Origin of the sequence: Embleya sp. NPDC056575, assembly GCF_042793325.1 — a bacterium.
Lineage (GTDB): Bacteria > Actinomycetota > Actinomycetes > Streptomycetales > Streptomycetaceae > Embleya.
Map to the genome: position 1 here is coordinate 1 of NZ_JBHTVA010000133.1, position 11653 is coordinate 11653.

The window sequence follows — 11653 nt, forward strand, 5'->3', positions numbered from 1 at the left end:
GCCCGGGAGGCGTCCACCCGCCGCCCGGGCGCGGGCCGCCCGGGGACACCCCGACGGGCCATCGACCCCGGGTCGGCGCGGGTGGGAGGTTGATTCGGTGGCGGACTTCGCGATTGCGCACACGACGACGGCCGACGCCATCGCGCGGGCTCACCACGAAGGAAGGCGACACGCCCGGCGTCTTCGTGGACCGTGACCCCACCTGACCACCCCCACCGCGACCGGCGCATTCGATCCACGCGCTAATCGGGGGGCGACGCGTCGGCGAGCCGGTTGTTGCGGTCGATCTGCGCCATGTGCGTCTCGGCCCAGACCCGTAGGACGGAGAGTGGTCCTTCGAGGGACAGGCCCAGCTCGGTGAGCCGGTAGTGCACGGCGGGCGGCACGGTGGGTTCCACGCGGCGCGCGACCAGGGCATCGCGGACCAGGCTGTGCAGGGTGACGGACAACATCTTCTGGGAGATGCCCGGGATACGGCGCCGCAGTTCCGCGAAACGGAGCTCGCCCGGAGCCTCCTCGGCCAACACCTTGACCACCATCGACGTCCACTTGGTGCCGATGCGGTCGAGCAACCGGCGGGTCGGGCAGTGCGGATCCAACAGGTCCCCGCGCTCACCGGGTCGCCGGTCACCTGCGCCGGGGCTCGACGTGGTCACCTGGGGCTCACCACCTGAAGGGAAAGTGCCGTCTTGGGCGGACCAGCGTAGTTCCCTAGCGTGACCTGGTCACCATCACTCACCGAGTACCGGGAGTCCCGCCATGCCCGAACTGCGACGTGTCCTCGCCAACGGTGTCGAACTGAACGTCGCCCTCAGTGGATCGGGCCCGGCCGTCCTGCTGCTGCACGGCTTCCCGCACACCTGGGAACTGTGGACGGACGTCATGGCCGATCTGTCCGGCCGCCACCGCGTCATCGCGCCGGACCTGCGCGGGTTCGGCGCGAGCGGCCGGGCCGCCTCCGGATACGACGCGGGCACCCTGGCCGAGGACGCCGCGGCGCTTCTCGCCACGCTCGGCGTGTCCTCTGCCGCGGTGGTGGGCATCGACGCGGGCACCGCGCCGGCCTTCCTCCTCGCCATGCGCCGCCCCGATCTCGTCCGGCGCCTGGTCGTCATGGAATCCCTGCTCGGCAGGCTGCCCGGCGCCGAGGACTTCCTCGCCGACGGGCCGCCGTGGTGGTTCGGCTTCCACTGCGCCGCGCCCGACCTCGCCGAGACCGTGGTGGAGGGCCACGAGGCCGCCTACGTCGACTGGTTTCTGAACGCCGGCACGCTCGGCGACGGTGTGCGCCCCGCCCTCCGGGACACGTTCGTCCGCGCGTACACCGGCCGCCAGGCGTTGAGTCGCGCGTTCTCGTACTACCGGGCGCTGCCGAAGAGCGCGGAACAGATCGAGCAGGCGGTCGCCGGCGTGCGCCTGACGGTGCCGACGATGGCGCTGGGCGCCCGGCCCGTCGGTCCCGCGCTGGAACGCCAACTCCGCCCGATCACCGACGATCTCACCGGACACGTCATCGAGGACTGCGGCCACATCATCCCGTTGCATCGGCCGCGTGCCCTGCTCGCGCTGCTGCGTCCGTTCCTGGCCGGCGACGACGCGAAGACGGCGTGACCGGGGCGCGGCCGACATCGACTCAAGGTGCCACGGCGTGCCGCGGTCACGGGTCCCGGCCGGGGGGGTCGGTGTGGCGGCGTGGGCCCACGCGCGGATGCGGGCGGGGGCGCGGGGTGGGACGTCGCCGGCCGGCCGTGGCGCGGCGGGTGGGGTCGTGGCCAGGGCGGGGTGGACGGGGTGGGCGACGTGGGCGGTGGGCCTTGGTCGAGCCGGCGCGGCCGTGTGCCGCAGCCAGGGCCGCCGCGACCGAGCCCATCGCGCCGACCAGTGCCGCCAGCACATCCCGCATGACCCCTCCCGAGGTGCGGAACCGGGTGCTCCGCACAGGGCCCACAGTGCCGAGGGGCGGCGGTGATGCGTGGAGGGGGCGGGCGGGCTGTGGACAAGTCGGGGGTTGTGGAAACCGCGCCTTCGGGTGTGGCCCGACTCAGGCCATGACGGCCGCGCCCGAGAAGCCCGCGTAGGTGGTGGGGCGGGTGCGTTCGGTCTCGGCCACCGCGGCGGACAGGCGGCGGATGGCCTCGGTCAGGGTGGCCGGGTCGTGGGCGTAGGGCAGACGGACGTGGTGTTCGAAGGTGCCGTCGGTGCCGAAGTGGGTTCCCGCCGCCACCCGCACCCCGTGTCGGGCGGCGGTTTCGGCCAGGGTCAGGCTGGAGGTGCCGTCGGTGCGTACCCACAACGACAGGCCGCCCAGGGGCATCGAGAAGGTCCAGTCGGGCAGGTGCTCGGTCAGCGCGTCGGCCAGCGCGCCCCGGGCGGCGCGCAGCGCGGGCAGGCGCGTCTCCAGGATGGCGTCCTCGTGGTCGGTGATCAGGTGGTGGGTGACCAGCTGGTCCAGCACCGGGGCGCCGACGTCGAACGACGCGCGGGTGGCCGCGATGCGCCGGACCAGGTCCGGGGTGGCCCGGATCCAGCCGATCCGCAGGCCGCCCCAGAAGGTCTTCGAGGTGGACCCGATGGTGACCACGTTGTTGGTCCGGTCGAACGCGGCCATCGGCAGCGGCCGATCCGCCGGGTCGAGGTCCAGGGCCAGGTCGAGGCAGGTCTCGTCGATGATCAGCGTGGTGCCGGTGTTGCGGGCCAGATCCGCCAGCGTGCGCCGGATCCCGGGGTCGGCGAGGTGGCCGGTGGGGTTCTGGTAGTCCGGGATCAGGTAGGCCAGTCGCGGCGCCGCGGTGCGCAGCGTGTCGCGCCATGTCTCCACGTCCCAGCCGGTGTCCGTCATCGGCACCGGGACCGGACGGTTGCCGGCCTGCCGGATCGCGTCCAACACATTGGCGTAGGTGGGTGATTCGACCGCGACCCGGTCGCCGGGGCCGGCCAGCGTACGCAGCACCAGGGTCACCGCGGCGAGCGCGCCGGGGGTGACCAGGATCTGGTCGGGCGTGGTGGGCACGCCGCGGCGGGTGTAGCGCTGGGCGAGCGTGTCGCGCAGCACCGGCAGGCCGCCGGGGAGGTAGCCGTGGCCGGTGGTGTAGGTGGGCAGCGAGTCGGTGGCGTCGGCGACCGCCTGGTGCAGCGCGCGGCCGGGACCGGGCAGCGCCGCCACGCCGAGGTCGATCACGCCTGTGGTGGTGCTCGGGCTGAGCCCGCGGGTGGGGATCTCGGTGTGCGTCCCGGGCAGGGTGGTCCAGCTGCCGGAGCCGCGACGGCTGGTCAGGTAGCCGTCGGTGCGCAACAGCTCGTACGCGGCGGCGACGGTGGTCCGGCTGATCCCGAGCCGGTCGGCGAGGCCGCGTTCGGCGGGCAGGCGCGCGCTCAGCGGGATCCGACCGTCCAGGAGCAGGGCGCGGATGCGGTCGGCGAGCGTGCGGTACGCCGGGCCGGTGCGCGCGGCGGACTGGGTCGCGGTGGTCCAGGGGTGCAGGAGGTCGGCGAGGCGGGTGCTGCTGACGGTCAGGTGAGGCGCGCTCATCAGTCCACTCCTGTCGAATTGGCTATGGATCCGTGATCCGGTATCCGCGATTCTTTCACCGTTGGCTCTTTTTTGGCAGTCAGGCGCGGAACAGAGGTGCACGGTGGCTTGGTCGTGGGTCCGACGATTGGTCCAGTTGTACGCGGGGCTCACGCTGTACGGGTTCAGCATGGCGTTGATGATCCGGGCCGAATTGGGCCTGGATCCGTGGGACGTGTTCCATCAGGGCCTCGCCGAGCGCACCGGGTGGAGTTTCGGCGTGGTGACGATCGTGGTGGGCGCCGCGGTCCTGCTGCTGTGGTTGCCGATGCGGCAGCGTCCGGGGCTCGGCACGGTGAGCAACGTGGTGGTGATCGGCCTCGCGGTGGACGCCTCGCTGCGGTGGTTGCCCTCCCCCGACGCGTGGGCGTGGCGCGCGGCGTTCCTGGTCTCGGGTGTGGTGCTGAACGCGGTGGCCGGCGGCGCGTACATCGGTGCCCGGCTCGGGCCGGGGCCGCGCGACGGCCTGATGACGGGGATGGTACGGCGGACCGGGCGTTCGGTGCGGCTGATCCGGACGAGCATCGAGGTCGCGGTGTTGGCGGTGGGCTTCGTGCTCGGTGGTTCGGTCGGGTTGGGCACTGTCTTGTACGCGCTCACGATCGGCCCGCTGGTGCAGGTCTTCCTGCCGCTGCTGACCGTGCCGGAGCGCGCGACGGATCGCCCGGTCGCGGCGGGCGGATCCGGCTCGGGTGAGCCGGCCGCGCCGGCGTCGGGGTCGTCGGGGACCCCGGCGCCGACGCCGGCCTGCTGACCTCGGTCGCGCCGGGGTACTCGCTCGCGCCGGTGTTCGCTCACGCCGGGTCGAGCGCTCCCTCGGCCGCGTACACCGTGGTGCCGCGTACGGCGGTGCGCAGGCAGCGCGGCAGCGGCAGCTCGGGGTCCAGGTCGGGCAGGCCCGGGGTGCCCGAGCGCGGGTCGGTGGACCAGCCGGAGAGCCGGGTGTCGGGGGCCTGGACGACCAGTTCGGTGGTGTCCCACACCGCGTAGGTGGCGGGCGCGCCGGGGACGAGCACACCCGCGTCGTCGCGCCCCGCCGCCCGGTGACCGCCGCGCGTGTGGGCGGCGAACGCGGCGCGCACGCTGATCCGTTGCCCGGGCGTGCGGTGGAAGGCGGCGGCGCGGATCGTGCCCCACGGGTCGAGCGGGGTCACCGGCGCGTCGGAGCCGAACGCGAGCGGGACGCCGGCGGCGCTGAGCGCGGCCAGCGGGTTCATCAGCGCGGCGCGTTCGGCGCCGAGGCGGCGCGCGTACATGCCGTCCGGGCCGCCCCACGCGGCGTCGAACGCGGGCTGTACGGACGCGGTCAGGCCGAGTTCGGCGAACGCCTTCACCGCGTCGGCGTCCAGGAGTTCGGCGTGTTCGACCCGGTGTCGCAGGGCTCGGAACGCGGCCGCGTGCGGTCCGGCGATCAGGTCGCGCGCGGCGGCGAGGATCGCGCCGATCGCGGCGTCGCCGATGGCGTGGAAGCCGGCCTGGATCCCGGCCCGGGTGCACGCGGCGAGGTGTGCGGCCACCTGCTCGGCGTCCAGATGGGTCAGCCCGGTGCCGGGGTCGTCGGCGTAGGGCGCGTGCAGGCACGCGGTGTGCGAGCCGAGCGAGCCGTCGATGAACAGGTCGCCGCCGAGCCCGTGCGCACCCAGATCGGCACGCAGCGCGCGGGCGTGCTCGGCGTCGCGCGCGAGTGCGCCCCAGTAACCGACGACGTCCGGGCCGGCCTCCTCGGCGGCCAGCGCGGCCAATGCGCGGAAGTCGGCCTCGCCGGCGATCTCCGGCCCACCGCACTCGTGCAGCGTCCCGATCCCCAGCGCGGCGGCCTGTTCCCGCGTGACGCGCTGCGCGGCGAGCCGGTCGGCCGGGGTCAGCGCGGCGTAGGCGGCGGCCCGCGCGACGTGGTGCGTGGCACCGGTGAGCGGCGTGTCGCCGTGTTCGCCCGGGACCAGCGCGAGCAGCGCGGGCGAGCAGGCGGCGGAGTGCACGTCGGTCCGGGACAGGTACACGGTCGCGCCGCCGGCGGCCCGGTCCAACTCGGCGGGCGTGGGCGGGCGTCCCTCGGGCCAGCCGGTGTCGTCCCAGCCGTGCCCGAGCACGACGCGGCCCGGCCCGTACAGCCCGCGCGCCTTCGTGTACTCCGCCAGCGCGGTCAGCGCGTGGGCCAACGACGGGGCGCCGGTCAGGTCGAGCCCGGTCGCGGCGAGGCCGGTCGCGGTGGCGTGCACGTGCGCGTCGACGAACGCCGGGGTGACCAGCGCGCCGCCGAGGTCGAGCACCGCGTCGACGGCGTCGACGTGCGCCGCGGCCGCCCCTTCGGCGCCGATCCAGGCGATGGTGTCGTTCTCGACGACCATGGCGGTCGCGAAGGGATCGGCGGGACTGTGCACGGCGCCGTTGCGCAGGAGGAGCGTGGTCATGCCCCCCAGTGTGGCCCGCCCCGGGGCAACGCCGAGCCGGAGGTCACCCCTTCGAGCGGCGCGGGCCCGCCGCGAACCGCGTCCGGACCCGCCCCCACCCGCCCGGCCGCCCGTCGGGGTCGGCTCAGAAGCGGGGTGCGCGGGCCTCGTACGGGGTGGACAGGACCACCGTCGTGCGGGTCGATACGCCTGCCTGAAGCCGGATCCGGGCCAAAAGCGTCTCCAGGTCGCCCGGGGTCGGGACGCGGACCTTGAGGATGTAGCTCTCGTCGCCGGCCACGCTGTGGCACGCCTCCAGCTCCTCGAGGTCCGCCAGCCGTTCGGGGGCGTCGTCGGGGGCGCTGGGGTCGATGGGTTTGACCGAGATGAACGCGGTCAGCGGCAGGCCGATGGCCTCGGTATCGACCACGGCGGCGTAGCCGCGGATGATGCCGCGTTGTTCGAGTCGGCGTACGCGCTGGTGGGCGGCCGAGGTGGACAGGCCGGTGGCCTTGCCCAGGTCGGTGTAGCTCATCCGCCCGTCCTGCAGCAGCAGTTTGACGATCTGTCGGTCCAGGTCCTCCACATGAGGAACCTATGGCATCGGAGGTGGGAGGTGCGGCCCCGGTGCGGTTCGGGCGCGCTCCGGGCGCGGCCCCGGTCGTGCTCCGAGCGCGCTCCGGTGTCGGCGCACCGCCGCCGAGTGCGCCCCCGCGCCGCGAGTCCCCCGTCCGGCGGCGGTCGGCGCGGCCGGTTCGTCGGTGGCGCCGGCTACAGTGCGGACATGGCCACCGAGGAGCGCGCGCCCGCGCTCGATCAGCTCGACCGGGCCCTGCTGCGCGTCACCGCACGGGCCGACACCTCGGCCGCACGCGCCCGGCAACTGCGCTGGGTGGTGGGCGAGTTGCGCCGCGCACTGGTACAGGAGGGCTTCCCGGCCGAGGCCCGTGCCTCGCTCGCGGCGCTGCTGTCCGCCGAGCCGACGCGGCGCTATCTGGAGCTGGCCCAACGCGGCCGGCTGCGCACCCGCGCGGTCGCGGGCGCCGGCATCTCGACCACGGCGAGCATGCGCGTGCGGATGGACTGCCTGGAGATCCTGGCCCGGGCCGGATCGGTGCCGGTGGAACTGCCGGAGCGGCCGGCCATGCCCGAACTCAAGACGCCGGTGGGCGCCCGGCAACGCTCGCTCCTTTTGAACTGGCTCGGCGAACACGCCGACCGGGCGGGCGCGGACGCGGGCCGAATCCGACTGTTCGCCCTGATCGGGGTGGTCCTGGACACCGGCGCGCGGGCGGGCGAACTGTGCGCGATGCGGCTGGAGGACCTGGGACCGCACGAGCACACCGTCACGATCGTGCGACACCCGCAGGCCCGCACCGTCAATCCGGCCGTCACCGAGGTGCTGCCGCTGTCCGGCCCGACCCGCGCGGCGCTGCGCCGCTGGTTGGACGTACGCGCCGACCTGGTGTGGCCGCTGCGCGGCGAGGTGGCCGCCGTGTGGGTGTCGGTGCGGGGCAACCACTCGGGCATCCCCGACGAGGACGGCAACTCCCGGCCCCGCCCCGCCGGAATGCCGCTGATGCCGCGCGGCCTGGCCCGGGCGTACACGCGCACCGTGGTCCGCCTGAACGTGGACATGGTCGGCCGCCCCGGCTGGGAACCCCTCCCCTACCGCCTGGAACAACTGCGCCGCGCGATCGACGCCGCCCCGATAGCGGCCACCGTGCCCGACACGGCGGCGGCCACGTAGCCGGCGCCGGTAGGCAACGCGGCGCGTGAGCGCGGAAATCGACCCGGATCGGTACTGCAACGTTCCGGTCGGGCGGACTATCGTCGGCGGAGCGCGCCGTCGCCTCGGCGCCGTGGCGACAGGGGGAGCCCATGAGCATCGCCGTCGACCCATGCTCCGGAACGGTGCAGCGGGACCTCGTCGAGGACTTCGACGACACGAACCACCCCGAGCGATCCTCGGACACCCCCGCCGCCCCGAGCGTACGGCGCGCGTGCCCGGAGTGCGGCGTCGTACTGGTCCTGGACCCGGTCGCCGACGGCGCGACGGTGCCGGACCACGTGGTGTGCCCGAGCGTGCGGGACCCGTTCGGCATCCGTCCCTGCCCGGGCTCGGGCACGACCGTCCCCACCCCGGCCGACCGCCCCGCCGCCGGCCCTCCCCCGGCGCTCCCGGAGCCGCCGATCCGGACGCTGCCCCCGGGCCTGGACTGGCGCGCGCAACCCTTCTCGCACACGGCCTGACCCACCCGGGCGCGCGGCCGACTCGGGCGCGGGCGCTCACCCACCACCTCCGCCGGGCGTAGGCCACCGCCGCCCGGCGGCCGTGGCATGCCCGCGGCCACGCGGCGTTGACAGCGCTTCCGAGGCGTTACTAGCCTGCAAATAGATTTGCTTTCAAAGCAAAGCTACTTACGAAGTCTGCGCCGATCCCGGAGACACCCATGTCCGAAACCACCACCCACACCGACTCGAACGCGCCGATCATCGCCGAGTTCCGAGCCCACAACGGCCGCGTCGGCGGCATGTTCGAGGGCGTCACCCTGGTCCTGATCACCACCGCCGGCCGACACACCGGCAAGCCGTGGACCACCCCCGTCGTCGCCGCGCGGGACGGCGACCGGTGGCTGGTCTTCGCCTCCAACGCTGGTGGCCCGCGCGACCCGCACTGGTACCTCAACCTGGTCGCCAACCCCCAGGTGACCATGGAGATCGGCACCGACGAGGGCCGCGTGAAGCCGTTCGCCGCCCGGGCCGTCCCGCTCACCGGCGACGAACGCGATCGTCAATGGGATCGCCAGTGCGCGCGAAACCCGGCCTTCCGCGACTACGCGGCGGCGACCACCCGAACCATCCCCGTGGTCGCCCTGCATCCCCTCGACCTGACCGGGGACCCGGCCCGCGCGCGGCTGATCGCGGAGCAGTTGATCCGTCACCACGAGGATCTGCGGGCCGAGATCGACCAGGTCCGGAAGCGGTTCGAACACGCCCTTGCCGGCGAACCGGAGCCGGATGCCCCCGACAACGACTCCGAAGACGCCGACGACGCCGCCCGACGGCTGCGCCGCCACTGCCTGACCTTCTGCCGACACCTCCAGTTGCACCACATCCGCGAGGACGGCGCCTTCTCCGCCTTCGAACGCGAATACCCCGAGCTGGTCCCGGCGATCACCCGGCTGCGCGCGGAACACGCGGTCGTGGAACGGGCGTTGGCCGCCTTCGCGGCGCTCCTCGAACGAGCCGCCGGGCCGGACCGGGGGCCGGACGCCGAGCCGGCCCACCTGCGCGCGGAGTTCGAGGCGGTGTCGGCCGGTCTGGAGGAACACTTCGCCTACGAGGAGGCCCACCTGCTTCCGGCGCTCCGGGGCTGACCGCTCACCCCTTCTCGCGCGCGGCCCCGTTCTCATAGGCCCCGATCGTCCGCACGAACATCGCCCGATCGGCCGGCGACAGCGGGTCGAAGGCCCGGCGCCAGGCGTCGGCGCCGTTCGCGAGCCAGTTCTCGATCGCCGTCCGGGTCTCGGGGTCGTCGGTGATCGCCACGATCGACCGCCGGCGGTCGATCGGATCCGTACGTCGTTCCAGCACCCCCTGGCGGCCCAGGTCGCTGACCATCAGGCTCACCGTGGTCGGCGCCACCTCGAGGCGCGCGGCCAGCTGATTGACCGGCATCGGGCCGTCGAAGAGCAGGTACGCCAGCAGCGACAGGTGTCGCGGCGCCAGGTTCATCGACCGCAAGCGCTCGGGGATCCGGGTGCGCTTGAGCCGGGCGGCCACACGCGGCATCAACAGCAACATCGCCCGAATCGCCTCGTCGGTGCTGAGCCCCGCATCGGGCCCCTCGCCCGCCGCCGACCCCGCGTCGGACCCCGGCCCGGACCCCGCGGCGTGCTCCGTCGTCATCTCCGCGGCCTCCTCGCCTCGACCCGTCCGGCTTCGGAAACGAAGCGCGACCCCCCGGATCCCGCCACCGTACCCGACCCCCGCGCCCACCCCCGAAGGCACAAACCGCCATGCCCGGATCACCCTCGCCGGACCTCGCTCACCCGTTCCGCAGCAAGTCACGGGCGATGACCATGCGTTGGATCTGGTTCGTGCCCTCGACGATCTGCAGGCATTTGGCCTCGCGCATGTACCGCTCGGCCGGGAAGTCGGTGGTGTAGCCGTAGCCGCCCAGGATCTGTACCGCGTCCACGGTCACCCGCATCGCCGTGTCGGTACAGAAGAGCTTGGCCATCGCCGCCTGTCGGCCGAACGGCAGCCCCGCGTCGCGCAGGCGGGCGGCGGCCAGGTACAGCGCGCGACCCGCCTCGATCGTGGTGGCCATGTCGGCGAGCATGAACCGGATGCCCTGCTTGTCGGCGATCGGCCCGCCGAACTGGGTGCGATCCTGCGCGTACTCGGCCGCCACGTCCAGCGCGGCCTGGGCAACCCCCGTGGCGCACGCGGCGATGCCGAGCCGGCCGCAGTCGAGCGCGGCGAGCGCGATGGAGAATCCCTGGCCCTCCGCGCCGATCCGCCGCTCGGCCGGAACCCGGGCGCCGTCCAGGTGGATCTGCGCGGTGGGCGAGGAGCGCATGCCCATCTTGTGCTCCGGCGCGGCGGCGGCCAGGCCCGGGGTGCGCGCGTCGACCAGGAACGCGCTGATCCCGTGCGCGCCTTCGGGCGAGGTACGGGCCAGGACGGTGTAGAAGTCGGCGACCCCGCCGTGGGTGATCCACGCCTTGGTCCCGGTGAGCGTGTACCCGTCGGCGTCGGCCGCCGCCCTGGTGCTCAGCGCCGCCGCGTCGGAGCCGGAGTGCGGCTCGGACAGGCAGTAGGCGCCGAGCAGTTCGCCGCCCAGCATCGCGGGCAGGTGCGCGGCGCGCTGCTCGGGCGTGCCGAACGTGGCGAGCGGATGGCAGGCCAGCGTGTGCACCGACACGCCGAGGCCGACCGCCAGCCACCCCGCGGCCAGTTCCTCCAGCACCTGGAGGTAGACCTCGTAGGGTTGCGCGCCCCCGCCGTATTCCTCCGGATAGGGCAGCGACAGCAGTCCGGCGGCGCCGAGGGTGGCGAACACCTCGCGGGGGAAACGTCCATCGGCCTCGTCGGGCGCGGCGCGTGGCGCGATCTCCCGGGCGGTGAGGTCCCGGGTGAGGTCGAGCAGGGCACGGGACTCGTCGGTGGGCAGCGTGCGCGGGACAGCCATGGGAGACGTCCTTCCGTGCGGTCCGGGGGTGGCCGGACCCGGCGGGTGGCCGGCGGCGGATCGGGGGGGTTCGCCCCCCGGCCGTTGCGCACGATCGTACGGTGACGCCGCGTGTCCGCCGGGCACCGACGCGGCGCACCCGCGCCCCGCGTGGTGGGCTCGCCGACCGCGTCGGCCGCGCCCGAGGCCGACCGCGGCGGCGGCGGCCGGCCTCCGGCCCGGTGTCCTCAAACGCCGGACGGGCTGATGTGGCGTGGGCTTTGCAGGCCGGGCCGATGTCGCGTGGGTCATGCACGCCGAGCCGATGTCGCGAGGGCCTTGCACGCCGGTCCCCCATCACGCTCGGTCCCCGGGAGTATGCCCGGCCGACCCGTCCTCGGCGTCCGTCCCCGGACTCCGGGCCGCCCGGCCCGAGCCGGCGGGGTACCGGGGCCGTTGGGCGAGTAGACCGGCCCGCCGCGGGAAGGTCGGTACGGCTTCGAAAACCCGTCGGAA

The 11653-nt window shown here is 74.3% G+C and carries 11 protein-coding genes; 5 read left to right on the forward strand and 6 right to left on the reverse strand.

Annotated features, from left to right (window positions below; genetic code table 11):
• Positions 1-242: 242 nt before the first annotated feature.
• The gene (locus tag ACFRCG_RS47565; RefSeq protein WP_380042926.1) at positions 243-656 is read right to left on the reverse strand and encodes a winged helix-turn-helix transcriptional regulator; all 414 of its coding nucleotides are present in this window, start codon (positions 654-656) and stop codon (positions 243-245) included.
• A 103-nt stretch (positions 657-759) separates the two neighbouring features.
• Here ACFRCG_RS47565 and ACFRCG_RS47570 point away from each other — a divergent pair, with 103 nt between their 5' ends.
• The gene (locus tag ACFRCG_RS47570) at positions 760-1611 is read left to right on the forward strand and encodes an alpha/beta fold hydrolase (protein ID WP_380042927.1); all 852 of its coding nucleotides are present in this window, start codon (positions 760-762) and stop codon (positions 1609-1611) included.
• 430 nt (positions 1612-2041) lie between these two features.
• Here ACFRCG_RS47570 and ACFRCG_RS47575 read toward each other — a convergent pair whose 3' ends face one another.
• Positions 2042-3529, reverse strand: a complete 1488-nt coding sequence (locus ACFRCG_RS47575; protein ID WP_380042928.1) for a PLP-dependent aminotransferase family protein — start codon at positions 3527-3529, stop codon at positions 2042-2044.
• 169 nt (positions 3530-3698) lie between these two features.
• Between ACFRCG_RS47575 and ACFRCG_RS47580 the strand changes: the two genes are divergently transcribed.
• Positions 3699-4322 (forward strand): YitT family protein, encoded by a 624-nt coding sequence (locus tag ACFRCG_RS47580; RefSeq protein ID WP_380042934.1) that lies wholly within the window; start codon positions 3699-3701, stop codon positions 4320-4322.
• A 40-nt stretch (positions 4323-4362) separates the two neighbouring features.
• Here ACFRCG_RS47580 and ACFRCG_RS47585 read toward each other — a convergent pair whose 3' ends face one another.
• A complete protein-coding gene (locus ACFRCG_RS47585; protein WP_380042929.1) occupies positions 4363-5979 on the reverse strand; it encodes an amidohydrolase in 1617 nt (538 codons plus the stop codon).
• Between the two features lie 124 nt (positions 5980-6103).
• Positions 6104-6544, reverse strand: a complete 441-nt coding sequence (locus ACFRCG_RS47590; RefSeq protein WP_020549917.1) for an Lrp/AsnC family transcriptional regulator — start codon at positions 6542-6544, stop codon at positions 6104-6106.
• A gap of 198 nt (positions 6545-6742) precedes the next feature.
• Between ACFRCG_RS47590 and ACFRCG_RS47595 the strand changes: the two genes are divergently transcribed.
• From ACFRCG_RS47595 to ACFRCG_RS47605, 3 genes are all read left to right on the forward strand, one after another.
• Positions 6743-7708, forward strand: a complete 966-nt coding sequence (locus tag ACFRCG_RS47595) for a hypothetical protein (RefSeq protein WP_380042930.1) — start codon at positions 6743-6745, stop codon at positions 7706-7708.
• Positions 7709-7839: 131 nt separating this feature from the next.
• Complete coding sequence (locus tag ACFRCG_RS47600; protein WP_380042931.1) at positions 7840-8211, forward strand: hypothetical protein; 372 nt, start codon at positions 7840-7842, stop codon at positions 8209-8211.
• A 200-nt stretch (positions 8212-8411) separates the two neighbouring features.
• Positions 8412-9338, forward strand: coding sequence for a nitroreductase/quinone reductase family protein (locus ACFRCG_RS47605; RefSeq protein WP_380042932.1), 927 nt, complete (start codon positions 8412-8414; stop codon positions 9336-9338).
• Positions 9339-9342: 4 nt separating this feature from the next.
• On the opposite strand, the gene ACFRCG_RS47610 is transcribed toward ACFRCG_RS47605, so the two are convergent.
• Together ACFRCG_RS47610 and ACFRCG_RS47615 are read right to left on the reverse strand one after the other, a co-directional pair.
• Complete coding sequence (locus ACFRCG_RS47610; RefSeq protein WP_380042935.1) at positions 9343-9765, reverse strand: MarR family winged helix-turn-helix transcriptional regulator; 423 nt, start codon at positions 9763-9765, stop codon at positions 9343-9345.
• A gap of 244 nt (positions 9766-10009) precedes the next feature.
• Positions 10010-11158: an acyl-CoA dehydrogenase family protein gene (locus ACFRCG_RS47615; protein ID WP_380042933.1), complete on the reverse strand. Its 1149-nt coding sequence runs from the start codon at positions 11156-11158 to the stop codon at positions 10010-10012.
• Positions 11159-11653 lie beyond the last annotated feature (495 nt).

Excerpts from the sequence above, each read along its gene's own strand:
- ACFRCG_RS47585 (WP_380042929.1), bottom strand. The coding sequence starts at position 5,979 with ATGACCACGCTCCTCCTGCGCAACGGCGCCGTGCACAGTCCCGCCGAT.
- ACFRCG_RS47575 (WP_380042928.1), bottom strand. The coding sequence starts at position 3,529 with ATGAGCGCGCCTCACCTGACCGTCAGCAGCACCCGCCTCGCCGACCTC.
- ACFRCG_RS47615 (WP_380042933.1), bottom strand. The coding sequence starts at position 11,158 with ATGGCTGTCCCGCGCACGCTGCCCACCGACGAGTCCCGTGCCCTGCTC.
- ACFRCG_RS47595 (WP_380042930.1), top strand. The coding sequence starts at position 6,743 with ATGGCCACCGAGGAGCGCGCGCCCGCGCTCGATCAGCTCGACCGGGCC.
- ACFRCG_RS47610 (WP_380042935.1), bottom strand. The coding sequence starts at position 9,765 with ATGTTGCTGTTGATGCCGCGTGTGGCCGCCCGGCTCAAGCGCACCCGG.
- ACFRCG_RS47570 (WP_380042927.1), top strand. The coding sequence starts at position 760 with ATGCCCGAACTGCGACGTGTCCTCGCCAACGGTGTCGAACTGAACGTC.
- ACFRCG_RS47605 (WP_380042932.1), top strand. The coding sequence starts at position 8,412 with ATGTCCGAAACCACCACCCACACCGACTCGAACGCGCCGATCATCGCC.
- ACFRCG_RS47600 (WP_380042931.1), top strand. The coding sequence starts at position 7,840 with ATGAGCATCGCCGTCGACCCATGCTCCGGAACGGTGCAGCGGGACCTC.
- ACFRCG_RS47580 (WP_380042934.1), top strand. The coding sequence starts at position 3,699 with ATGGCGTTGATGATCCGGGCCGAATTGGGCCTGGATCCGTGGGACGTG.